Below are 23548 nucleotides of genomic sequence, written 5' to 3'. Positions count from 1 at the left end.
GGAGGCACGTCATGCAGCATTGGAAACGCACCACCCAAGATGCAAATCGCCTGTTCGAGCAGGGCGAGCTGGTCGACGCCCGGGAGCACTACCTGCAGGCACTGGCCCTGGCGCAGGTGCTGTTCGAGCGCTGGCATGACGTCGACGAGGCGGTGGCCGCACTGGTTATCGCCCACCATAACCTGGCCGACCTGCACCTGCGCCTGAACCAGCCGCACGAAAGCGCCGACTACCTGTGCGCGGCGCACCAGCGGCTGCTCCAGGCCAGCCAGGAGCTGCGCCTGCCCCAGGCCCTGCGCGACGCGGCCTTGCGCCACAGCGGGCGCACCTACACCGAACTGCTGAGCTTCATCGCCGAGTACGGCCAATACCCGCGTACCGAGCGCCTGCTGAACCGCCAGGCGCCCGCAGCCAGCGAGCTGGTCGCGCACGCGGACATCACGGAACGCAAACCTGCCTACGGAATCCACTGACATGCCACATACCTTGCCTGCGTTGCCCTACGCCTACGATGCGCTGGAACCGCACATTGATACCCAAACCATGGAGATCCACCACAGCAAGCACCATCAGACCTACATCAACAACCTCAACGCCGCCATCGAGGGCACCGAATGGGCCGAATGGCCGGTGGAGCGACTGGTGGGCGCAGTCAAGCAACTGCCCGAGAAACTGCAAGGGGCGGTGGTCAACCAGGGCGGTGGCCATGCCAACCACACGTTGTTCTGGACCGTCATGTCGCCCAAGGGCGGTGGCCAACCCGAGGGTCAGGTAGCCCAGGCCATTGACGAGCAACTTGGTGGTTTCGAGGCGTTCAAGGAGGCCTTCACCAAGGCCGCGCTGAGCCGGTTCGGCAGTGGCTGGGCCTGGCTCTGCGTGACCCCGCAGAAAACGCTGGTTGTGGAGAGCAGCGGTAACCAGGACAGCCCGCTGATGCACGGCAACACGCCGATCCTCGGCCTGGATGTGTGGGAGCACGCCTATTACCTGAAGTACCAGAACCGCCGTCCTGAGTACATTGGCGCCTTCTACAACGTGGTCGACTGGGCCGAAGTGGAACGCCGCTACCTTGAAGCCCTGAAGTGAGTGTGACCGGTATGCGCTCCCAGGTGATGTCTGTCAGCAGTGTGCGCCTGTTCCGTCTGGCGCTTGGGACTGTGTTGTTGCTGGTCGGCACCGCGTTGCTGGTGACGCGTGGCATCGCCTGGCTGGACCTGGAACCGCGCATGTTGCGAGCCCTGGAGGGCGGAGCACTGTGCGCATTGGGGACGGCCTTGGGCGCGGTGCCGGTGCTGGTAATCCGTAACATGCCAGTGGCCGTGGCCGACACCTTGCTCGGCTTTGGTGCTGGGGTGATGTTGGCGGCCACCGCGTTCTCGCTGATCATTCCCGGGCTGGATGCGGCCCAGGCCATCGGCTTCAGCCCATGGGGCGCCGGTGGTGTGATCAGCAGCGGCCTGTTGTTCGGCGCGTTGTGCCTGTTTCTGGTCGACCTCAAGGTCTCCGGCGCTTCACCGGAGGCCCTGGTCGGCAGTGAGCGGCAACCGGTTATCGCCGCGCGGATCTGGCTGTTCGTCATCGCCATCATTGCCCACAACATCCCCGAAGGCATGGCGATCGGGGTTTCCGCCGGTGGCGGGATGCCTGATGCCGATAGCCTGGCCATGGGCATCGCGTTGCAGGATGTGCCGGAGGGCCTGGTGATTGCGCTGGTGCTGGCAGGGGCGGGCATGCCGCGCTTCAAGGCGTTCCTGGTCGGTGCGGCATCGGGGCTGGTCGAGCCGCTGGCCGCGGTGATCTGTGCCTGGCTGGTGAACATTGCCGAACTGTTGCTGCCGTTGGGCCTGGCCTGCGCGGCGGGGGCGATGCTGCTGGTGGTGACCCAGGAGATCATTCCGGAGTCACGCAGCAACGGGCATCACCGCCTGGCGAGCCTGGGGTTGTGTGTCGGGTTCTGTCTGATGATGGTGATGGATACGGCGATGTCCTGACGCCCCAATTATCTGTTTGGCGTGCCGCCTGGCTCATTCGCCTTCGTCGAAGAAGTTCTCGATCAGAGCGACCAACGCCTCCATGGCGTCGCTGTCCTGCTCGCCCTCGGTGAGCAGGTGCACCTGAGTGCCCTTGCCGGCGGCGAGCATCATTACCGCCATGATGCTCTTGCCGTCCACCAGCTTGTCCGGCGCGCGCCCGACCCGTACCTGGCAGGGGAAACGCCCGGCGACGCCGACGAACTTGGCGGCCGCCCGCGCATGCAGGCCCAGCTTGTTGATGATGGTGATTTCGCGGGCGGGCATCGTGGGGCGGATCCTGTGGCTAGAGGTCGCGGTGGCGGACCTGGACGTTTTTCAGGGATTGCTGGAGCAGTTGGCCAAGCCGTTCGGTAATGTATACCGAGCGGTGGTGGCCGCCGGTACAGCCGATGGCGATGGTGACATAGGCGCGGTTGCTGGCGGCGAAGCGCGGCAGCCATTTGAGCAGGTAGCTGGAAATGTCCTGGAACATCTCCTCGACGTCCGGCTGCGCGGCCAGGTAGTCGATCACCGGCTGTTCGAGGCCGGAATGTTCGCGAAGTTCCGGCTTCCAGTACGGGTTGGGCAGGCAGCGCACGTCGAACACCAGGTCGGCATCCACCGGCATGCCACGCTTGAAACCGAATGACTCGACGAGAAACGCAGTGCCGGGCTCGGGCTGGTTGAGCAGGCGCAGCTTGATCGAGTCACGCAACTGGTACAGGTTCAGGTTGGTGGTATCGATCTTCAGGTCGGCAAGGTCGGCGATCGGCCCAAGCAGCTCGCTCTCCACCCGGATTGCCTCAGCCAGCGAACGGCTGTCGTTGGTCAGTGGATGGCGGCGGCGGGTTTCCGAAAAACGCTTGAGCAGTGTGTCTTCGTCGGCATCCAGATACAGCACGTCGCACTGAATATGCCGGGAGCGTGCCTCTTCCAGCAACTGAGGGAAGCGTGACAGATGGCTGGGCAGGTTGCGTGCATCGATCGAGACCGCAACCTTGGGTTGCAACAGCTCTGTGTTGATCAAGGCGTTTTCAGCCAGCTGCGGCAACAGCCCGGCGGGCAGGTTGTCGATGCAGTAATAGCCGTTGTCTTCCAGCACGTCGAGGGCGGTGCTCTTACCGGAGCCGGAGCGACCGCTGACGATGATCAGGCGCATGTTCAGTGCTCGTTTTGTACGTCCAGGACGACCTGGTAGAGGGTCTCGCTGCTATCGGCGGCACGCAGGCTATCGCGGACCTCCTTGCGATCAAGCATGCTGGCGATCTGGCGCAGCAGTTCAAGGTGCGCGTCGGTGGCGGCTTCCGGGACCAGCAGGACAAACAGCAGGTCGACCGGGGCGCCATCGATGGCATCGTAATCAATGGGGGCGTCCAGATGCAGCAGGGCGCTGACAGGCGCGCTGCAACCTGCCAGGCGGCAATGGGGTATGGCGATACCATTGCCAAAACCGGTGGAGCCCAGTTTTTCGCGAGCCCACAGGCTGTCGAAGACGTCTTGCATCTCCAGCTCGGGTACTTGCTCGGCGATCAGGTTGGCGACCTTTTCCAGGGCGCGCTTCTTACTGCCGCCCGGCACGTTCACGAGGGAACGGCCGGGGGTCAGGATGGTTTCAAGTCGGATCATGGATGAGGGGGATCAGCGGGCGGCTGCGCCTTGCAGCAGGCTTTGCTGTTTTTCCTTGTGTTTTTTCAGTTGGCGGTCGAGCTTGTCGGCCAGGGCATCGATCGCTGCATACATGTCTTGGTGTTCGGCGTTTGCAACCACCTCACCGCCGGGAATCTGGAGCGTGGCTTCGATCTTCTGCTGAAGCTTCTCGACTTTCATGATCACCGTCACGTTGGTGATCTTGTCGAAATGACCCTCCACCCGGGCGAGCTTCTCGAGCACGTAATCGCGCAGTGGTTGGGTGACTTCTACATGCTGTCCACTGATGTTGACTTGCATACAGCTTCTCCTTTGTTGCCCGTGCATAAAGAGGCAGGTGTTGCACCTGCCACTGAAACGCTGTGGCACATCCGGGGGCTACATCAGCCGCTTGCGCTCGCTCGAAGGGGCGATCCCCAACGACTCGCGATACTTGGCGACGGTGCGACGGGCTACCTGGATGCCTTGTGCCTCCAGTAAACCAGCGATCTTGCTGTCACTCAATGGCTTTTTCTGATTTTCCGCAGCCACCAGTTTCTTGATGATCGCGCGGATTGCCGTGGACGAGCATTCGCCGCCTTCGGCGGTGCTCACGTGGCTCGAGAAAAAGTATTTCAGTTCGTAGATGCCGCGCGGGGTGTGCATGTATTTCTGCGTGGTCACCCGGGAAATCGTCGATTCGTGCATGCCCACCGCCTCGGCGATGTCATGCAGGACCAGCGGCTTCATGGCCTCGTCGCCATGGTCGAGGAAGCCACGCTGGTGCTCGACAATCTGCGTCGCCACTTTCATCAGCGTCTCGTTGCGGCTCTGCAGGCTCTTGATGAACCAGCGCGCTTCCTGCAGCTGATTGCGCATGAAGGTGTTGTCGGCGCTGGTGTCGGCGCGCCGGACGAAGCCGGCGTATTGCGGATTGACGCGCAGCTTCGGCACCGCCTCCTGGTTGAGCTCGACCAGCCAGCGCTCGCTGTCCTTGCGCACGATGACGTCGGGCACGACGTATTCGGGTTCACTGGACTCGATCTGCGAGCCCGGGCGCGGGTTGAGGCTCTGTACCAGTTCGATGATCTGGCGCAGTTCGTCTTCCTTGAGCTTCATCCGGCGCATCAGCTGGCTGTAGTCGCGGCTGCCGAGCAGGTCGATGAAGTCGGTGACCAGGCGCTGTGCCTCGCTCATCCAGGGTGTCGAGGCCGGCAGCTGGCGCAGTTGCAGCAGCAGGCATTCGCCGAGGGTGCGGGCGCCAATGCCGGCCGGCTCGAACTGCTGGATGCGGTGCAGCACCGCCTCGACCTCGTCCAGCTCGATGTCCAGCTCCGGGTCGAAACCAGCGCAGATTTCTTCGAGGGTGTCTTCCAGGTAGCCCTGGGCGTTGATGCTGTCGATCAGGGTGACGGCGATCAGCCGGTCGGTGTCGGACATCGGCGCCAGGTTGAGCTGCCAAAGCAGGTGGCTTTGCAGGCTCTCGCCCACCGACGTACGGGTGGTGAAGTCCCATTCGTCGTCATCGTTGCTCGGCAGGCTGCTGGCGCTGGTCTGGTAGATGTCTTCCCAGGCAGTGTCGACCGGCAATTCGTTGGGGATCCGCTCGGCCCATTCGCCGTCCTCCAGGTTTTCCGTGGTACTGCTGGAGGTTTCCTGGAAACTGTTGTCCTGGGCTTCGGCGGTCGGCTTGTTCTCGGCGTTGTCCGCCATGGGGTCGCTGTTGTCGAAGTCCTCGCCGTCTTCCTGACGTTCGAGCATCGGGTTGGACTCCAGCGCTTCCTGGATTTCCTGCTGGAGGTCCAGGGTGGAGAGCTGAAGCAGGCGGATGGCCTGTTGCAACTGAGGTGTCATCGTCAGTTGCTGGCCCATTTTTAGGACGAGCGATGGTTTCATGGCTGGGGCTTAATACCTTGTTGCCGGCGCGCATGCGCCATCCACTACACGTAGGGCGCTTGGGCGCCGACTTTAAGCAAGTTATATGCCTGAAATTGCAGCGTTTGCCTAGAGCACTGTAACAACTTAAGCCCCGATCAGGCGCATTCGCCAGTGCTCCGGGCAGGCCTGTGGTCAGAGTCGGAACTCGTGCCCCAGGTAAACTTCCTTGACCAACTGGTTGGCCAGGATGGTCTCGGCATCGCCTTCGGCGATCAATTGGCCATCGTTGACGATGTAGGCCGTCTCGCAGATGTCCAGGGTCTCGCGAACGTTGTGGTCGGTGATCAGTACGCCGATGCCCTTGTTCTTGAGGTGGTGGATGATCTGCTTGATGTCGCCGACGGAAATCGGGTCGACACCGGCGAACGGTTCGTCCAGCAGGATGAACTTGGGTGCGGTGGCCAGGGCGCGGGCGATCTCGACCCGGCGACGTTCGCCACCGGACAGGCTCATGCCCAGATTGTCGCGGATATGGCTAATGTGGAACTCCTGCAGCAGGCTTTCCAGCTCCTTGCGGCGGCCTTCGCGATCGAGGTCCTTGCGGGTCTCGAGGATGGCCATGATGTTGTCGGCCACCGACAGTTTACGGAAGATCGACGCTTCCTGCGGCAGGTAGCCGATACCGGCCTGGGCGCGCCCGTGCATCGGCTGGTGGCTGACATCGAGGCTGTCGATCAGCACACGGCCCTGGTCGGCCTGGACCAGGCCGACGATCATGTAGAAACAGGTGGTCTTGCCGGCGCCGTTGGGGCCGAGCAGGCCGACGATCTGGCCGCTGTCGATGGACAGGCTGACGTCGCGCACGACTTGCCTGCCCTTGTAGCTCTTGGCCAGGTGCTGGGCTTTGAGGGTTGCCATTTACTCGGCCTTTTTCTTCGGTTGAATGACCATGTCGATACGCTGACGCGGTGCAGTCACGTTGCCACCGCGCCCGGCGGTAGCCACCTGGGTCTTGGTGTTGTAGACGATCTTCTCGCCTTCGGTGGTGTTGCCTTCGTTCTCGACCTTGGCGCGGTCGGTGAGGATCACCACGTCTTTCTGCGCCTGGTACTGGATGGTCACGGCCCAGCCTTTCATCTTGTCGGGCTTGGCGGCGCTCTGCTGCTGCTCGAAGTAGGCCAGGTTGCCCACCGAGGTGACCACATCGATATCGCCGTTGGCGGCGCGGGTCATGGTCACGGTGTTGCCTTTGATCATCATTGAGCCCTGGGTGATGATCACGTCGCCCGTGTAGGTGGCCACGCCCTGTTTGTCGTCCAGGTGGGCGTTGTCCGCCTGGATGCGGATCGGCTGGTCACGGTCGTTCGGCAGGGCGAAGGCGCTCGCGCTTCCCAGTGCTACGCCCAGGCTGAGCAGAAGGGGGATGGTTTTAACGAGCCTCATACTGTCCTCTTACGTTAGAGAGCAGGTCCATCCTGCCTTCTTTCAAATACGCTTTCATTCCTTTGCCCGTAGTCGTGCCACCGGCGCCGTCGATTCTAACGGCTTGCTCGGTCTGCGCATATTGCTTCTGCGGGAACACGGTCATGCGTGTGCTGGTGATGATGGTTTCGCGTTGCTTCTCGTCGGTGCGCGCCACGCGCACCTCGTCGATCAACTCCACCTCGGTGCCGTCCGGGTTGACCTCGGCGCGCTTGCTCTGCACATGCCACGGGTATTCGGTACCACGGTACATGTGCAGGTCGGGGGTGGTCACCAGGGTAACCTCGCTGGCCTTGAGGTGCTCGACCTTGGCGGCGGTCATTTCGTACTGCAGCTTGCCGTCGGGCAGGAACTGCAAGCTGTGGGCGTTGATCGCGTAGTAGTCGACAGCGCTCTGGTCGACCTGGGCCTGGGGCTGTTCGAGGAAACTCTCCGGGCTGATGTTCCAGTAGCCTACAGCAACCAGCACGGCGGCGATCCCGCCTAGCAGCGCGACATTTCTGATCTTCTTGCTGAGCATGGGCAGCCTTACAGGTAATGGGCGTTGGCAGCGTCCAGGGTGCCCTGGGCCTGCATGATCAGTTCACAGAACTCGCGGGCGGCGCCTTCGCCGCCGCGGGCCTGGGTAACCCCGTGGGCGTGCTGGCGAACGAAGGCCGCGGCATTCTGCACCGCCATGCCCAGCCCGACGCGGCGGATCACTGGCAGGTCGGGCAGGTCGTCGCCGAGGTAGGCGACCTGCTCATAGCTTAGATTGAGTTCGGCGAGCAGGCCGTCCAGCACCACCAGTTTGTCCTCGCGCCCCTGGAACAGGTGCGGGATGCCGAGATTTTTCGCCCGGCGCTCGACCACGGGGGTCTTGCGACCGCTGATGATCGCGGTGGTCACGCCCGAGGCCATGAGCATCTTGATGCCGTGGCCGTCGAGGGTGTTGAACGTCTTGAACTCGCTGCCGTCTTCGAGGAAGTACAGGCGGCCATCGGTGAGCACGCCGTCGACGTCGAACACCGCCAGCTTGATGGCCTTGGCGCGTTGCATCAGGTCCTGGGTCATTTACATTACTCCGGCGCGCAGCAGGTCGTGCATGTTCAGGGCGCCGGTCGGGCGGTCGTCCTGATCGACAACCACCAGCGCGCTGATCTTGTGGTCTTCCATGATCTTCAGTGCCTCGGCGGCGAGCATCTCGGCGCGGGCGGTCTTGCCGTGCACGGTCATGACTTCGTCGATGAGCGTCTTGTGCACGTCGATGTTGCGGTCCAGGCTGCGGCGCAGGTCACCGTCGGTGAAGACGCCGGCCAGCTTGCCGTCGTTACCCAGCACCACGGTCATGCCCAAACCTTTGCGAGACATTTCAAGCAGCGCGTCCTTGAGCAGGGTGCCGCTCTTTACCACGGGCAGCTCTTCGCCGGCATGCATGACGTTCTCGACCTTCAGCAGCAGGCGACGGCCCAGCGCGCCGCCCGGGTGGGAGAAGGCAAAGTCTTCGGCGGTGAAGCCGCGAGCCTCCAGCAGGGCGATGGCCAGGGCGTCGCCCAGCGCCAGCGCCGCGGTGGTGGAGGAGGTCGGCGCAAGGTTGAGCGGGCAGGCTTCCTGGGCGACGCTGGCGTCGAGGTTGACCTCGGCGGCCTGGGCCAGGGGCGAGTCCGGTTTGCCGGTGAGGCTGATCATCTGGATGCCCAGGCGCTTGATCAAGGGCAGCAGGGTGATGATCTCGGCGGTGCTGCCGGAGTTGGACAGGGCAAGAATGACATCGTCACGGGTGATCATGCCCATGTCGCCATGGCTGGCCTCGGCCGGGTGCACGAAGAACGCCGGGGTGCCGGTGCTGGCCAGGGTGGCGGCGATCTTGTTGCCGATGTGCCCCGACTTGCCCATGCCTACCACCACGACCCGCCCCTTGCTGGCCAGGATCAGTTCGCAGGCCTTGACGAAGTCCCCGTCGATGCGGGCCAGCAGGGCCTCCACGGCCTCGAGTTCGAGGCGCAGGGTGCGCTGGGCGGATTGGATCAGCTCGCTGGATTGGGTCATGTCGGAACGCAATGCCTGATGAAAAGGCGGCGATTATAGCCGCAATGTGTGAAAGGCTCATCCTTCGAATGTCATATGGATGCCGCGCCTGCCTGTCTGTGCCCTGAACGAGTGGGGTGACGGCCTTGGGGCGGGCCTATCAGCGGTGCTATAGTTCGCCGCTATTCGGCCCGCCGGGGACCTGTGTGCCTTCAAGATGAAGGCAGGCGTCCACTATGACGAGGCTGCACTAGCAAGGAGTCTAGATGAGTGTGGATAGCGCCTACGCGGTCGAGTTGAAGGGCGTCACCTTCAAGCGCGGTTCGCGCAGCATTTTCAGCAACGTGGACATACGCATTCCCCGCGGCAAGGTCACCGGCATCATGGGGCCTTCGGGGTGCGGCAAGACCACCTTGCTGCGCCTGATGGGCGCGCAGTTGCGCCCGGCCGGCGGCGAAGTCTGGGTCAATGGGCAGAACCTGCCGGCGCTGTCGCGGGGCGACCTGTTCGATGCGCGCAAGCAGATGGGCGTGCTGTTCCAGAGCGGTGCGCTGTTCACCGACCTGGATGTGTTCGAGAACGTGGCCTTCCCGCTGCGGGTGCATACGCAGCTGTCGGACGAGATGATCCGCGACATCGTGCTGATGAAGCTGCAGGCCGTGGGTCTGCGCGGCGCCATCGACCTGATGCCCGACGAACTGTCTGGCGGCATGAAGCGCCGTGTGGCATTGGCCCGTGCGATTGCCCTGGACCCGCAGATCCTCATGTACGACGAGCCGTTCGTCGGTCAGGACCCGATCGCGATGGGCGTGCTGGTGCGCCTGATCCGCCTGCTCAACGATGCCCTGGGTATCACCAGCATCGTGGTGTCCCATGACCTTGCGGAAACCGCGAGCATTGCCGACTACATCTATGTGGTCGGCGATGGCCAGGTGCTGGGGCAGGGCACGCCGGACGAACTGATGGGCTCGGACAACCCGCGCATCCGCCAGTTCATGAAAGGCGACCCTGATGGCCCGGTACCCTTCCACTTCCCTGCGCCTGACTACCGCGCCGATTTGCTGGGGACGCGTTGATGCGCAGAAAATCCTTACTCGAACGTATCCGTCTGTTCGGCCGTTCGGCCATCGATGTGCTGGCCGTACTGGGACGCTCGTGCCTGTTCCTCGGCCATTCGCTGGGCGGGCGCAGTGGTATCGGCGGCGGTTTCCAGCTGCTGGTCAAGCAACTGTATTCGGTGGGCGTGCTGTCGCTGGCGATCATCGTCGTGTCCGGCGTGTTCATCGGCATGGTCCTGGCGCTGCAGGGCTACAGCATTCTCAACAAGTATGGCTCGGAACAGGCGGTCGGGCAGATGGTCGCCCTGACCCTGCTGCGCGAGCTCGGGCCGGTGGTCACCGCTTTGCTGTTCGCTGGCCGCGCGGGTTCTGCGCTGACCGCCGAAATCGGCAACATGAAATCCACCGAGCAACTGTCGAGCCTGGAAATGATCGGCGTCGACCCGCTCAAGTACATCGTGGCGCCACGCCTGTGGGCCGGCTTCATTTCGCTGCCGCTGCTGGCGCTGATCTTCAGCGTGGTGGGCATCTGGGGCGGCTCGTGGGTCGCCGTGGACTGGCTGGGCGTCTACGAAGGCTCGTTCTGGGGCAACATGCAGAACAGTGTCTCTTTCAGCGACGACGTGCTCAACGGGCTGATCAAGAGCCTGGTGTTCGCCTTCGTCGTTACCTGGATCGCCGTATTCCAGGGGTACGACTGTGAGCCCACTTCAGAAGGGATCAGCCGTGCCACCACCAAGACCGTGGTCTATGCCTCGTTGGCAGTCCTGGGTCTGGACTTTATTCTGACCGCCTTGATGTTTGGAGATTTCTGATGCAAAACCGCACCCTGGAAATCGGTGTCGGCCTGTTCCTCCTGGCCGGGATCCTGGCGCTGCTGCTGCTGGCCCTGCGTGTCAGCGGGCTGTCGGCCAGCCCGAGCAGCGACACATATAAAGTTTATGCGTACTTCGACAATATCGCCGGTTTGACGGTCAGAGCTAAAGTGACCATGGCTGGTGTGACCATCGGCAAGGTCACGGCCATCGATCTGGACCGCGACTCGTATACCGGTCGGGTGACGCTGCAGCTGGACAAGCATGTCGACAACCTGCCGACCGACTCCACTGCCTCGATCCTGACCGCCGGCCTGCTGGGCGAGAAGTACATCGGCATCAGCGTGGGCGGCGAGGACGTGGTTCTCAAGGATGGCAGCACCATCCACGACACGCAGTCGGCGCTGGTGCTGGAAGATCTGATCGGCAAGTTCCTGCTCAACTCGGTGGGCAAGGAACCGAAAGAAGCTCAACCGGCTAATTAAGGAGTTTCCATGATTTCGATCCTGCGACGTGGCCTGCTGGTCCTGCTGGCGATCTTTCCCCTGCTGGCCCTGGCGGCGCCGGGGCAGTCTGCCCGTGATGTGATCCAGGGCACCACCACCCAGTTGCTCAGCGACCTGAAGAGCAACAAGGAGCAGTACAAGGCCGACCCCAATGCGTTCTACAACGCGCTCAACGCCAACCTTGGCCCGGTGGTCGATGCCGACGGCATCTCCAAGAGCATCATGACGGTCAAGTATTCGCGCAAGGCCTCGCCCGAGCAGATGCAGCGCTTCCAGGAGAACTTCAAGCGCAGCCTGATGCAGTTCTATGGCAACGCCTTGCTGGAGTACAACAACCAGGGCATCACCGTCGACCCGGCCAAGGCCGAGGGTGACGATCGCACCAGCGTCGGCATGAAGATCACCGGCACCAACGGCGCGGTCTATCCGGTGCAGTACACCATGGTCAAGCTGGACGGCGAGTGGAAGGTGCGTAACGTCATCGTCAACGGCATCAACATCGGCAAGCTGTTCCGCGACCAGTTCCAGGATGCCATGCAGCGTAACGGCAACAACCTGGACAAGACCATCGACGGTTGGGCCGGTGAAGTGGCCAAGGCCAAGGAAACAGCCGACAGCTCGCCGGATAAGGAAGTCAAATGAGCGACGCCGCCGTGAGCATGGCCGCGCCGGGCGTTCTCGCCCTGGCCGGCGTGCTGGATTACCGCAGCGGCCCGGCCCTGCGCAAACAGGGCAAGGCGTTGATCGCCGCCAGTGGCGAGGCGCGCCTGGTGTTCGATTGCACTGCGGTGGTCAAATCGAGCAGCGTTGGCCTGTCGTTGCTGCTGGGGTTCATGCGCGATGCCCAGGCAGCCGGAAAAACCTGGGAGTTGCGCGGTATCCCCGAGAACATGCAGGAAATTGCCGGGGTCTATGACCTCGATGAGGTATTGGCGGGCTGATGCCCTGCCGTTCGGGAAAGGCCCCTCGGTCAGTGCGCCCCTTCATGGGCTTCGCAGGCGAGGGGCTTTTTTGTATGATGGCCGACCCGCGCGCGTTGGGCGCCGATCGAGGTTGAGCATGCAGGCCGTAGAAGTTAAAAGCTTTCTGGAAGAGAAATTGCCGGGAACCCAGGTCGAAGTTGAAGGCGAAGGCTGCAACTTCCAGTTGAACGTGATCAGCGACGAGCTGGCCGGCCAAAGCCCGGTCAAGCGTCAGCAGGCGATCTATGCTCACCTCAATCCGTGGATCGCCAACGGCAGCATTCACGCGGTAACCATGAAATTCTTCAGCAGCGCAGCCTGGGCTGAGCGCACCTGAGCCTACTTGGCGGCGAGATACGTATGGACAAACTGATTATCACTGGTGGCGCGCGTCTCGATGGCGAGATCCGCATTTCCGGCGCAAAGAACTCCGCCCTGCCGATCCTTTCGGCCACCCTGCTGTGCGATGGCCCGGTCACGGTCGGCAACCTGCCGCACCTGCACGACATCACCACCATGATCGAGCTGTTCGGCCGCATGGGCATCGAGCCTGTGATCGACGAAAAGCTCTCGGTGGAGATCGACCCGCGCACCATCAAGACCCTGGTCGCTCCCTACGAGCTGGTCAAGACCATGCGCGCCTCGATCCTGGTGCTCGGCCCCATGGTAGCCCGCTTCGGTGAAGCCGAAGTGGCCCTGCCGGGTGGCTGCGCCATCGGTTCGCGTCCGGTCGACCTGCACATCCGCGGCCTCGAGGCCATGGGCGCGAAGATCGACGTCGAGGGTGGCTACATCAAGGCCAAGGCCCCCGAAGGCGGCCTGCGTGGCGCGCACTTCTTCTTCGACACTGTCAGCGTCACCGGCACCGAGAACATCATGATGGCCGCTGCCCTGGCCAAGGGCCGCAGCGTGCTGCAGAACGCCGCCCGTGAGCCGGAGGTGGTCGACCTGGCCAACTTCCTGATCGCCATGGGTGCGAAGATCCAGGGCGCCGGTACCGACACCATCACCATCGATGGCGTCGAGCGCCTGCACTCGGCCAACTACCGCGTCATGCCCGACCGTATCGAGACCGGCACCTACCTGGTCGCCGCTGCCGTTACCGGTGGCCGCGTCAAGGTCAAGGATACCGATCCGACCATCCTCGAAGCCGTCCTCGAGAAGCTCAAGGAAGCCGGCGCCGACATCACCACTGGCGAAGACTGGATCGAGCTGGACATGCACGGCAAGCGGCCGAAGGCCGTTAACCTGCGTACGGCTCCGTACCCGGCGTTCCCGACCGACATGCAGGCGCAGTTCATTTCGCTCAACGCCATCGCGGAAGGCACTGGCGCGGTGATCGAGACCATCTTCGAAAACCGCTTCATGCACGTGTATGAAATGCACCGCATGGGCGCGCAGATCCAGGTCGAGGGCAACACCGCCATCGTCACTGGCGTCAAGGCGCTCAAAGGTGCGCCGGTGATGGCCACCGACCTGCGCGCTTCCGCCAGCCTGGTGCTGTCGGCGCTGGTCGCCGAAGGCGACACCCTGATCGATCGCATCTACCACATCGACCGTGGCTACGAGTGCATCGAGGAGAAACTGCAGATGCTGGGCGCGAAGATCCGTCGCGTACCGGGCTAGCAGTCATCGTGGCGCAGGGACGCGCCAGCCGAATCCTATGCGGTCGGGCTGCTGAGCCCGGCCGGCAGTAGACGCTTAAGGACCGACGTTCCAATGTTGACCATCGCGCTATCCAAAGGCCGTATTCTCGACGATACCCTGCCACTGCTGGCCGAGGCCGGTATTGTGCCGACCGAGAATCCGGACAAGAGCCGCAAGCTGATCATCCCCACCACGCAGGATGATGTGCGCCTGCTCATCGTGCGTGCCACCGATGTGCCGACCTATGTCGAGCATGGCGCCGCCGACCTCGGTGTGGCCGGCAAGGACGTGCTGATGGAGTACGGTGGCCAGGGCCTGTACGAACCCCTGGACCTGCAGATCGCCCAGTGCAAGCTGATGACCGCTGGCGTAACCGGCGCACCCGAGCCCAAAGGTCGCCTGCGCGTGGCTACCAAGTTCGTCAATGTAGCCAAGCGCTACTATGCCGAACAGGGCCGCCAGGTCGACATCATCAAGCTGTACGGCTCCATGGAGCTGGCGCCGCTGATCAACCTTGCCGACAAGATCATCGACGTGGTCGACACCGGCAATACCCTGCGCGCCAACGGCCTCGAGCCCCAGGACCTGATCGCCACGATCAGCTCTCGCCTGGTGGTCAACAAGGCCTCCATGAAGATGCAGCACGCCCGTATCCAGAGCCTGATCGACACCCTGCGCAACGCCGTCGAATCGCGACACCGCGGCTGACCTCTGCGCGCGACCTCCGCTGTCGCGCCCGTCTATCCGCGTCATAGCCTTTTTTCTCAGGTGCCCGCGCGGATGGAGTGGTAGCTTTAGGGCGCCTGAACATCCGCTAATAACGAGGCCCTCGCCATGACCGTGTCCACTGCAATTGCCCGTCTCAACGCCGCTGACCAGGATTTCGCCCGACATCTGGATCATCTGCTGAGCTGGGAAAGTGTGTCCGATGACGCGGTCAACCAGCGCGTGCTCGACATCATCAAGGCCGTGCGTGAGCGCGGTGACCAGGCGCTGGTGGAGTTCACCCAGCGTTTCGATGGCGTCGATGCCAAGACAATCGATGACCTGATCCTCGATCGCGAGCGCCTGGAGCTGGCGCTGACGCGCATTACCCCGGTGCAGCGCGAGGCCCTGGAAAAGGCCGCCAACCGCGTGCGTATCTACCATGAGCGGCAGAAGCAGGACTCGTGGCAGTACACCGAGGCTGACGGCACCGTCCTCGGCCAGAAGGTCACGCCGCTGGACCGCGCCGGGCTGTATGTGCCTGGTGGCAAGGCATCGTACCCGTCGTCGGTGTTGATGAATGCCATTCCGGCCAAGGTCGCGGGCGTCGGCGAGGTGGTGATGGTAGTGCCGACCCCCCGTGGCGAGGTCAACGAACTGGTCCTCGCCGCAGCCTGTATCGCCGGGGTCGACCGGGTGTTCACCGTCGGTGGTGCCCAGGCCGTGGCAGCCCTGGCCTACGGTACCGAGAGCGTGCCGCAGGTGGACAAGATCGTCGGCCCGGGCAACATCTACGTGGCCACTGCCAAGCGCCATGTGTTCGGCCAGGTTGGTATCGACATGATCGCCGGCCCTTCGGAGATTCTGGTGGTCTGCGACGGCCAGACCGATCCGGACTGGATCGCCATGGACCTGTTCTCCCAGGCCGAACACGACGAGGATGCCCAGGCGATCCTGGTCAGCCCGGACGCCGCTTTCCTCGATCGCGTCGCTGCCAGCATCGACAAGCTGCTGCCGACCATGGAACGTGCCGAGATCATCGAGAAGTCGATCAACGGCCGTGGCGCGCTGATCCAGGTGCGTGACATGCAGCAGGCCATCGAGGTGGCCAACCGCATCGCCCCTGAGCACCTGGAGCTGTCGGTGGCCGACCCGCAGGCCTGGTTGCCGCAGATCCGCCATGCCGGCGCGATCTTCATGGGCCGCCACACCAGCGAGGCGCTGGGCGACTACTGCGCAGGCCCCAACCATGTGTTGCCAACCTCCGGCACCGCGCGCTTCTCTTCGCCACTGGGTGTGTACGATTTCCAGAAGCGTTCGTCGATCATCTTCTGCTCCGAGCAGGGCGCATCCGAACTGGGTCACACCGCTTCGGTGCTGGCCCGTGGCGAGTCGCTGACCGCCCATGCCCGTAGCGCTGAATACCGCATCCTCAACGAGAAGGGGAACTGAGCATGAGTCGTTTCTGGAGTCCCTTCGTCAAGGACCTGGTGCCTTACGTGCCGGGCGAGCAGCCCAAGCTGGCGCGTCTGGTCAAGCTGAACACCAACGAGAACCCCTATGGCCCGTCGCCCAAGGCGCTGGAGGCCATGCGCGGCGAGCTCAACGACAACCTGCGGCTGTATCCGGACCCGAACGGTGACCGGCTAAAGCAGGCGGTGGCCGAGTACTACGGCGTGACGTCGGCCCAGGTGTTCGTCGGCAACGGTTCGGACGAGGTGCTGGCGCACATTTTCCATGGCCTGTTCCAGCACGACCGTGGGCCGCTGCTGTTCCCGGACGTCAGCTACAGCTTCTACCCGGTGTATTGCGGCTTGTACGGTATCGCGTTCGAGCAGGTGGCGCTGGATGAGCAGTTCCAGATCCGTGTTTCGGACTACAGCAAGCCTAATGCCGGGGTCATCTTCCCCAACCCCAATGCGCCGACCGGCTGCCTGTTACCGCTTGAGGCGGTCGAGCAACTGCTGCAGGCCAACCGGGATTCGGTGGTGGTGGTCGATGAGGCCTACATTGATTTCGGTGGTGAAACGGCCATCAGCCTGGTTGATCGCTATGACAACCTGCTGGTGACCCAGACCTTGTCCAAGTCGCGTTCGCTGGCGGGGCTCAGGGTTGGCCTGGCAGTGGGGCATCCTGACCTGATCGAGGCGTTGGAGCGGATCAAGAACAGCTTCAACTCCTATCCGTTGGATCGCATGGCGATTGTCGGGGCGGCGGCGGCGTTCGACGACCGTGAGTATTTCGATGAGACCTGCCGCAAGGTTATCGACAGCCGGGACGTGCTGGTTTCTGAGTTGGTGGCGCGTGGGTTCGAAGTGCTGCCTTCGGCGGCAAACTTTATCTTTGCCCGGCATCCAGGCCAGGATGCTGCCGGGATCGCGGCGCGGCTTCGTGAGCAGGGGGTGATTGTTCGGCACTTCAAGCAGGAGCGGATTGCGCAGTTCCTGCGGATTACCATTGGGACGCCGGAGATGAATCAGGCTTTGCTTGATGCTTTGAATTGATATCAGGGTTTTGACAGGGGGGCGGATTGGGGTTGGTTGTTCTGACTTCTGATTCGCCCCTTGTTGTTTGGTGGTTTTGGAAGTTGTATGCGCATTCATTTGTGATGTCGACGCTTATTCACCTTTCCGCCCTTACGGCGGCTTACTTTGGTCGTAACTCGCCGTCCGCGGCCAAAGTAAGCAAAGCCGTGGCGCTCCATTCATCCGGCCCTCCGCTTCGCTCCGGGTTCCCTCACTCCGGTCTTGCTCCCGGGAGGACCGCGCTGAACGCCCCATCCTGGGGCGCAGCGCTTGACGGGCATCCATGCCCGTCACCTCCCTCCGCAAGACCTGCGTTCGGCCTCCTGAAGTCGCGAAGTTACGGGCGGCGCCTGGACTGGCGCAGCTGTCGCTAGTTGGAGCGCAATTAATCTCTCGATTGTTTCGCGGGCTTGCCCCGCGATAGACCGGAACAGCCAATATATAACTTACTTTGAAACAGTAAACTTCGCATTTCCTGTTCTCGCTCTTGCTCTTGCTCTTGCTCTTGCTTCTAAGCGCGCGACAGTTCAGGCGCTGCCAATTGCGACTTCAGGAGGCCGAGCGGAGTTCTTGCGTAGTGGGGCGACGGCCATGGATGGCCGTCGAGCGCTGCGCCCCAGGATGGGGCGTACAGCGCGGTACCCACGGGAGCAAGAACGGAGCGAGGGAACCCCGGAGCGAAGTGTAGGGGCCGTATGAACGGAGCCGAACGGTTTTGCCGACTTTTGCCAAGACAAAAGTCGGCCGCCGTAAGGGCGGAAAGGTGACTAAATGTCGATATCGTCTACGAATACGCACACAAAACCAAAAACAATCACCCTCAAGCCCCAGCAACACCTTTATGCGCCAAAACACTATAAATACAAGGCAAAACAAACAACGTAAACAAAGTCCCCACCGACATCCCGGTAGCAATCACCATCCCGATATCAAACCGGCTGACCGCCCCGGCCCCGGTTGCCAATATCAAGGGCACCATGCCGAACACCATGGCCGCCGTGGTCATCAGCACCGGCCGCAAGCGAATCGCGGCGGCTTCTTCGATCGCCTCGCGTACCCCAAGCCCCCGCTCGTCCCGTAGCTGGTTGGCAAACTCGACAATGAGAATCCCATGCTTGGTAATCAACCCGATCAGTGTCACCAACCCTACCTGGGTATAGATGTTCATGCTCGAGACCCCAAGGAACAACGGCAAGAGCGCCCCGCAGATGGACAACGGCACGGTCACCAGAATCACCAGCGGATCGCGGAAGCTCTCGAACTGCGCGGCCAGCACCAGGAAGATGATCGCCAGCGCCAGGCCGAAGGTCACCCACAACGCGCTGCCCTCCTGGACGAACTGCCGCGCTGTCCCGGCATAGTCCAGCGAAAAACCTTCCGGCGCCTCCTCGCGGGCGATGGCGCGCACGGTATCCAGTGCTTCACCCATGCTCACCAGCGGAACGCCCTGGATGATCGCCGAGTTCAGCTGCTGGAACTGGTTGAGCTGTCGCGGTCGGGCGCGGTCGCTCAGGGTGATCAAGGTCGATAATGGCAACAGCTGGCCTTGCTCGTTCTTCACGTAATAGCTGTTCAGCCAGCCGGGGTTGGCGCGGTAGGGCCGTTCGACCTGGGCGATGACCTTGTAGCTGCGGCCCTCCAGCGTGAAGCGGTTGATCTCGGCCTCACCCAGCAAGGTCGCCAGGGTGCTGCCCAGGGTGTCCATCGACACCCCCATCTGCGCCGCCTTGGCGCGGTCGATGTCGATCACTACCTCGGGTTTGTCGAAGGCCAGGTCGATGTCGAGGAAGGCGAACTTGCCCGAGGCCTGGGCGCGCTCCTTGACCCGTTGCGCCACCTCTAGCAGCGCCGGGTAGTCACCGGCGGTGTTGATCACCAACTGGAACGGCAGGCCCTCGCCGGTGCCGGGCAGCGACGGCAGGTTGAAACCGAAGATCTGCAGGCCGCCGATCTGTTCGAGTTCGGCCTGTACCAACGGCAACAGCTGCATCTGCGTGCGCTCGCGTTCGTTCCAGGGCTTGAGCAGGAAGCCGCCGATACCGCTCTGCACACCGTTGAAACCATTGATCTGAAATGACGAGTAGTACTCGGGGAAACCTTTGAAGATCGGCGTGAACTGGTCGGTATAGGCGTTGAGGTAGTCCAGGTTCGCGGTCTGCGGCGAACTGCTCATCATGAAGATCACCCCCTGGTCCTCCTCCGGGGCCAGCTCGTTGCGGGTGAACATCAGCAGCACCGGGATCAGGCACAGGATGAGCACGGCGAACACCAGCACCACCGGGCGGCTGTTCAGCGTGCCGTGCAGCAGGCGCTGGTAGCGCACCTTGAGCGCGTCGAAGATCAGGTCCAGGCGGTGGGCCAGGCCACTGGGGTTTTGTTCGTGGCGCAGCAGCAAGGCGCACATCATCGGGGAGAGGGTGAGCGCGACGATGCCGGAGATGACCACGGCACCGGCCAGGGTCAGGGCGAACTCCTTGAACAAGGCGCCGGTCAGCCCGGTAAGAAAACCAATGGGGGCGTACACCGCGGCGAGGGTGATGGTCATCGACACTACCGGCAGGGCGATCTCGCGGGCACCCTCCAGGGCCGCTTCGAAAGGCGTCTTGCCTTCCTCTATATGACGGTGGATGTTTTCCACCACGACGATGGCGTCATCCACCACCAGGCCGATGGCCAGTACCATCGCCAGCAGGGTCAGCAGGTTCAGCGAGTAGCCCATCAACTGCATGAAAAACAGTACGCCGATCATCGACAGCGGGATGGTCACCACCGGGATCACCACCGAACGCAGGGCGCCGAGGAACAGGAACACCACGACGATGACGATCAGTACCGCTTCGCCGAGGGTCTTGATCACCTCGTCGATAGAGGCCTGTATGAACAGGGTGGCGTCGTAGGCGATAGACACTTTGAGGCCGGAGGGCAGTGCTTCCTCGAGCTGCGGCATGATCCGTCGCACCTCCTTGATCACCTCCAGCGGGTTGGCTGCCGGCGTGGCCTTGATGCCGATGTACACCGATGGCGTGCCGTCGAACGAGCTGACCGTGTCGTAGTTCTCCGCACCCATTTCCACCCGGGCCACGTCGCCCAGCAGCACCCGGCTGTCGCCGCTGGTCTTCACCGGCAGTGCGGCGAAGGCTTCGGCCGACTTGAGCTCGGTGGTGGCGTTGATGCTGGTGACCACGTACTCGCCCTTCACTTCGCCGGCCGCAGAGAGGAAGTTGTAGCGGCGCACGGCGTTGGTCACGTCTACCGCCGACAGGCCGAAGCCGGCCAGCTTCACCGGGTCGATCCAGATGCGCATGGCGAACACCTGGTTGCCGAGGATCTCGGCCTCGGCCATGCCCGGCAACGTGGCCAGCTTGGGCTGGATGACCCGTGACAGGTAGTCGGTGATCTGTGGGTTGCTCATTTCCTTGCTGTAGAAGCTGATGTACATCAGTGCCGAGGCGTCGGCGGCCTCCTTGCTCAGTACCGGATCCTCGGAGTCCTGGGGCAGCTTGTTGCGCACCTCGTTGGCCTTGGCCAGCAACTGGGTGAACAGGCGGTCGGTGTCGGCGCCGATCCGCGCGTAGACCGAAATGATCGAGAAGTTCTGCCGGCTCACCGAAGTCATGTAGTCGATGCCGTCGGCGCTGGCCAGGCTCTGTTGCAGCGGCTGGGTGATGTAGCCCTGGATGGTCTCGGCGTTGGCCCCGGGGTAGGCGGTGGTCACCGTGATCAGGGCGTTTTCCATCTGTGGGTACTGGCGGATCTGCAGCTTGCTCCAGGCCTGCAGGCCCAGCAGCAGGATCAGCAGGCTGACCACGCAGGCCAGCACCGGGCGGCGGATGAACGGGTCGGTGAACGCCATGGCCGCCTCCCGTTCACTGCGCGCCGGGCGCGGTGGGTTTCAGGGGCGTATCGGTGCTGATTCGGATCGCCGCGCCTGGGCTCAGCTTGAGCTGGCCGGCGGTGACGACCTGGTCGCCGGCCTGCAGGCCCTTGAGCACCACGACCCAACCCTCGCGGCGTTCGCCGGTCTGTACGGTGAGTTGTTCGGCGATCAGTTGCGGCTGATCGTTGGCATCGCGCAACGGCTGGCCGTCCTCGCCCTTTTTCGGGCTGACGCGATACACCGAGTTGCCATAGAGGGTATAGGTGATGGCGTTTTCCGGCACCACGACCTGCGGTTGCGGGTCGGGCAGCAGCAGTTGCAGGCTGGCGAACATGCCCGGCAGCAGCTTGCCTTCGGGGTTGGCCAGGGTGGCGCGGACCAGCAGGTTGCGCGTGCTTTCCTCGACCTTGGGGTTGATCGCGCTGAGGCTGGCGGGGAAGGTCTGCTGCGGATAGGCCGCCACCTGGGCCAGCACCCGCTGGCCCAGGCTCAGACGAGGCAGCGCTTGCTCAGGCACATTGAAGTCGACATAGAGGCTGGACAGGTCCTGCAAGGTGGCGATGACCGTGCCGCTGGGCAGGTAGGCGCCGACGTCCACCTGGCGGATGCCGATGGTGCCGCTGAACGGGGCGCTGATGCTCTTTTTCGCCAGCGATGCCTTCAGCTGGTCGACCACGGCCTGGTTGCGCCGGTACTGGCTGGTCAGGCGGTCGTACTCGCCGCGGGAGATCGCCGAATCGCCGACCAATTGGCTGCCCCGGCCGAAGTCGACCTTGGCCAGCCCCAGGTCGGCCTGGGCGGTGCCGAGCAGGGCGGTTTCCTGGTCGCTGTCCAGTTGCAGCAGCAACTGGCCCGCCTTGACCTGTTGCCCCGACTCGAAATGCAGCGACTTCACCGTGCCGGCCACTTCCAGGCTCAATTCCACGCCCTGGTAGGCCTTGAGGCTGCCGACTGCCGGCAGGCGCTCCTGCCACTGGCGCAGCTCGGCCTGGGCCGCGGCCACGCTGACCGGGGGCCTGGGCTGCGAGAACATCTGCACTTGCTGGTAGATGGAAAAGGCCTTGATGCCCCCCAGGATCAACACGATCAGCAGGACGACGGCCAACATGATCAGCATGCGGCGGCGCAACATGGTCCGGTTCCCTGGAGGTAGGTTCTTATTTATCGGGCACGACCACGGGCGATCCGCTCCACGGGCGATGGGGCAAGTATTGTCGGTTTTCTGGAAAAGGGGAGGAGATAGATTGCCTGTTGTGGCCTCATCGCCGGCAAGCCGGCTCCCACAGGAGGGTGTTGCTGGTGTGGGAGCCGGCTTGCCGGCGATGGGGCCGGTGCAGGCAATAGAACGATCAGACCAGATGCAGGTGGTTGTCCCAGAACCCGGACGGCAGGTCCATCGGTTGCCCTATCAACTGCGCCTTGCGGCAGTCATAGAAGCGGCAGCGGCCCTGCCCGGAGGTGACGACGAAGCCGTCCTTCACCGCCCCCACCCCGGCGCAATCGGGCATCGGCGCGTCGAGCTTCACTGCGCCGCTGTCCAGGTCCCAGATGAACAGGCGGTTGGCCCGCGGCGCGGTCAGCGCCACCAGGCGCAGGTCGCTGTGGATGGCGACACTGGCGGTGTACTGGGCCATCGATTGCAGCTGGCGCTCCGGCACCGGGAAGGCCTTGAACGGCTCGCCTGGGCGCTTGATCGCCAGCAGTTCGGCGGTTTCTTCCGAGCCCCCCATGAACTGCTGGCAGGCGGCGATGGTGCCATCGTCGCCAACTGCCAGGTGACGCACGCTGTTCATCTGCTGGGCCAGGGTCTCCTTGCTCAGCAGCGTGCCGTCACGCTGCATCAGCACCAGGCTCGGCTCCATGGCGTCGAGGTTCATCTCCACCCGGCTTTCGGCCTCGGTGCGGATGCCGCCGTTGGCCACCACCAGGGTCTCGCCATCGGGCAGCCAGGCCACTTCATGGGGGCCGATGCCATGGGTGGAGAGTTCGCCACTGTGCACCAGGCGCTCGCCCTCGAAGCGGTAGACGCCCAATACGCCACGGCCCGGGTCGCTGGTGTCGTTCTCGGTCGCATACAGCCACTCGCCACCCTTGTGGATTACCGCATGGCCATAGAAGTGCCGGTTGGGCTGTGAGGCGAGGGTCTGCAGCAGGCGCCCGTCACGCAGGTCGACCAGATAGCTCTCGGTGCCGGGCCGGCGCGCGACGAACAGCGCGATCGGCAGCGTCGGGTGGTTGATGATCGCATGGCAACGCTGGGCCACCTCGGTGCTGAACACCTGGGTGCCGTCCAGGCGAAAACCGACGGCGTAGTGCTTGCCGTCGCCATCGTCACGGGCCGACAGTAGCAAGGGTTCGCTGCCTTTGCCGCGGAACAGGCTCCAGCCACCCAGGGTCAGGGCGCTGAGCAGAACGCTACCGAGTTTCAGGGCCTGGCGTCGCAGCATG

Annotated in this window: 26 protein-coding genes; 13 read left to right on the top strand and 13 right to left on the bottom strand. The window is 63.2% G+C overall.

Translation table 11 applies throughout. The annotated features are described in order from the left end of the window. Positions 1-11 precede the first annotated feature (11 nt). The 3 genes from LOY42_RS21455 to LOY42_RS21445 are packed head-to-tail and all read left to right on the top strand — an operon-like array spanning position 12 to position 1991. Positions 12-473, top strand: a complete 462-nt coding sequence (locus LOY42_RS21455) for a hypothetical protein (protein ID WP_110700398.1) — start codon at positions 12-14, stop codon at positions 471-473. Position 474: 1 nt separating this feature from the next. After that, entirely contained in the window at positions 475-1086 is a 612-nt protein-coding gene (locus LOY42_RS21450) for a superoxide dismutase (protein ID WP_110700396.1), read from the top strand. 11 nt (positions 1087-1097) lie between these two features. Further along, positions 1098-1991, top strand: a complete 894-nt coding sequence (locus LOY42_RS21445) for a ZIP family metal transporter (RefSeq protein WP_258601315.1) — start codon at positions 1098-1100, stop codon at positions 1989-1991. A gap of 33 nt (positions 1992-2024) precedes the next feature. Here the strand turns inward: LOY42_RS21445 and LOY42_RS21440 are convergent, their stop codons facing one another. From LOY42_RS21440 to LOY42_RS21395, 10 genes are all read right to left on the bottom strand, one after another. After that, positions 2025-2297: an HPr family phosphocarrier protein gene (locus LOY42_RS21440; protein ID WP_139668824.1), complete on the bottom strand. Its 273-nt coding sequence runs from the start codon at positions 2295-2297 to the stop codon at positions 2025-2027. 19 nt (positions 2298-2316) lie between these two features. After that, positions 2317-3171, bottom strand: coding sequence for an RNase adapter RapZ (gene rapZ, locus LOY42_RS21435; RefSeq protein ID WP_023629088.1), 855 nt, complete (start codon positions 3169-3171; stop codon positions 2317-2319). Positions 3172-3173: 2 nt separating this feature from the next. After that, on the bottom strand, positions 3174-3638 hold the full coding sequence (gene ptsN, locus LOY42_RS21430; protein ID WP_102682717.1) for a PTS IIA-like nitrogen regulatory protein PtsN: 465 nt from the start codon (positions 3636-3638) through the stop codon (positions 3174-3176). Between the two features lie 12 nt (positions 3639-3650). Further along, positions 3651-3959: a ribosome hibernation-promoting factor, HPF/YfiA family gene (gene hpf, locus LOY42_RS21425; RefSeq protein WP_023629086.1), complete on the bottom strand. Its 309-nt coding sequence runs from the start codon at positions 3957-3959 to the stop codon at positions 3651-3653. 78 nt (positions 3960-4037) lie between these two features. After that, positions 4038-5534, bottom strand: coding sequence for an RNA polymerase factor sigma-54 (locus LOY42_RS21420; RefSeq protein WP_102682718.1), 1497 nt, complete (start codon positions 5532-5534; stop codon positions 4038-4040). Between the two features lie 174 nt (positions 5535-5708). Next, positions 5709-6434, bottom strand: coding sequence for an LPS export ABC transporter ATP-binding protein (lptB, locus tag LOY42_RS21415; protein WP_023629084.1), 726 nt, complete (start codon positions 6432-6434; stop codon positions 5709-5711). After that, entirely contained in the window at positions 6435-6959 is a 525-nt protein-coding gene (gene lptA / locus LOY42_RS21410; RefSeq protein ID WP_023629083.1) for a lipopolysaccharide transport periplasmic protein LptA, read from the bottom strand. Then, positions 6946-7518 carry an LPS export ABC transporter periplasmic protein LptC gene (gene lptC, locus LOY42_RS21405; RefSeq protein ID WP_139668826.1) on the bottom strand — a complete coding sequence of 191 codons (573 nt, stop codon included), beginning with the start codon at positions 7516-7518 and terminating at the stop codon, positions 6946-6948. The genes lptA and lptC overlap by 14 nt, the downstream gene beginning before the upstream one ends. Positions 7519-7526: 8 nt before the next feature. Then, positions 7527-8051: an HAD family hydrolase gene (locus LOY42_RS21400; protein ID WP_046856967.1), complete on the bottom strand. Its 525-nt coding sequence runs from the start codon at positions 8049-8051 to the stop codon at positions 7527-7529. Next, the gene (locus LOY42_RS21395) at positions 8052-9026 is read right to left on the bottom strand and encodes a KpsF/GutQ family sugar-phosphate isomerase (protein ID WP_139668828.1); all 975 of its coding nucleotides are present in this window, start codon (positions 9024-9026) and stop codon (positions 8052-8054) included. A 245-nt stretch (positions 9027-9271) separates the two neighbouring features. On the opposite strand from LOY42_RS21395, the gene LOY42_RS21390 reads away from it, so the two are divergent. The 10 genes from LOY42_RS21390 to hisC all read left to right on the top strand — a co-directional run bounded on the left by LOY42_RS21390 (position 9272) and on the right by hisC (position 17202). Then, positions 9272-10081, top strand: a complete 810-nt coding sequence (locus LOY42_RS21390; protein ID WP_023630420.1) for an ATP-binding cassette domain-containing protein — start codon at positions 9272-9274, stop codon at positions 10079-10081. Beyond that, positions 10081-10878 (top strand): lipid asymmetry maintenance ABC transporter permease subunit MlaE, encoded by a 798-nt coding sequence (mlaE, locus tag LOY42_RS21385; RefSeq protein WP_031315029.1) that lies wholly within the window; start codon positions 10081-10083, stop codon positions 10876-10878. Before LOY42_RS21390 ends, mlaE begins: the two co-directional genes overlap by 1 nt. Then, complete coding sequence (gene mlaD, locus LOY42_RS21380) at positions 10878-11363, top strand: outer membrane lipid asymmetry maintenance protein MlaD (RefSeq protein WP_023630422.1); 486 nt, start codon at positions 10878-10880, stop codon at positions 11361-11363. The genes mlaE and mlaD overlap by 1 nt, the downstream gene beginning before the upstream one ends. A 9-nt stretch (positions 11364-11372) precedes the next feature. After that, entirely contained in the window at positions 11373-12026 is a 654-nt protein-coding gene (locus tag LOY42_RS21375; protein WP_139668830.1) for a phospholipid-binding protein MlaC, read from the top strand. Further along, the gene (locus LOY42_RS21370) at positions 12023-12325 is read left to right on the top strand and encodes a lipid asymmetry maintenance protein MlaB (RefSeq protein ID WP_023630424.1); all 303 of its coding nucleotides are present in this window, start codon (positions 12023-12025) and stop codon (positions 12323-12325) included. Before LOY42_RS21375 ends, LOY42_RS21370 begins: the two co-directional genes overlap by 4 nt. A 118-nt stretch (positions 12326-12443) precedes the next feature. Further along, positions 12444-12683 carry a BolA family protein gene (locus tag LOY42_RS21365; RefSeq protein ID WP_023630425.1) on the top strand — a complete coding sequence of 80 codons (240 nt, stop codon included), beginning with the start codon at positions 12444-12446 and terminating at the stop codon, positions 12681-12683. A gap of 23 nt (positions 12684-12706) precedes the next feature. Then, positions 12707-13972, top strand: coding sequence for a UDP-N-acetylglucosamine 1-carboxyvinyltransferase (gene murA / locus LOY42_RS21360; protein WP_046856963.1), 1266 nt, complete (start codon positions 12707-12709; stop codon positions 13970-13972). Positions 13973-14065: 93 nt separating this feature from the next. Then, a complete protein-coding gene (gene hisG, locus LOY42_RS21355; RefSeq protein ID WP_023630427.1) occupies positions 14066-14701 on the top strand; it encodes an ATP phosphoribosyltransferase in 636 nt (211 codons plus the stop codon). Positions 14702-14827: 126 nt separating this feature from the next. Then, positions 14828-16150: a histidinol dehydrogenase gene (gene hisD / locus LOY42_RS21350; RefSeq protein ID WP_102682722.1), complete on the top strand. Its 1323-nt coding sequence runs from the start codon at positions 14828-14830 to the stop codon at positions 16148-16150. Between the two features lie 2 nt (positions 16151-16152). Further along, positions 16153-17202: a histidinol-phosphate transaminase gene (hisC, locus tag LOY42_RS21345; RefSeq protein ID WP_198755566.1), complete on the top strand. Its 1050-nt coding sequence runs from the start codon at positions 16153-16155 to the stop codon at positions 17200-17202. An 841-nt stretch (positions 17203-18043) separates the two neighbouring features. Here the strand turns inward: hisC and LOY42_RS21340 are convergent. The 3 genes from LOY42_RS21340 to LOY42_RS21330 form a co-directional block, all read right to left on the bottom strand. Next, positions 18044-21076: a multidrug efflux RND transporter permease subunit gene (locus LOY42_RS21340; RefSeq protein WP_139669359.1), complete on the bottom strand. Its 3033-nt coding sequence runs from the start codon at positions 21074-21076 to the stop codon at positions 18044-18046. Between the two features lie 13 nt (positions 21077-21089). Further along, entirely contained in the window at positions 21090-22232 is a 1143-nt protein-coding gene (locus tag LOY42_RS21335; RefSeq protein WP_139669361.1) for an efflux RND transporter periplasmic adaptor subunit, read from the bottom strand. 217 nt (positions 22233-22449) lie between these two features. Then, the gene (locus tag LOY42_RS21330; RefSeq protein ID WP_139669363.1) at positions 22450-23547 is read right to left on the bottom strand and encodes a DUF1513 domain-containing protein; all 1098 of its coding nucleotides are present in this window, start codon (positions 23545-23547) and stop codon (positions 22450-22452) included. Position 23548 lies beyond the last annotated feature (1 nt).

Source organism: Pseudomonas sp. B21-023 (genome assembly GCF_024749165.1).
Taxonomy (GTDB): domain Bacteria; phylum Pseudomonadota; class Gammaproteobacteria; order Pseudomonadales; family Pseudomonadaceae; genus Aquipseudomonas.
Note: the sequence above shows the minus strand (reverse complement) of the source record. Positions and strands in the feature narration are given on the sequence as shown.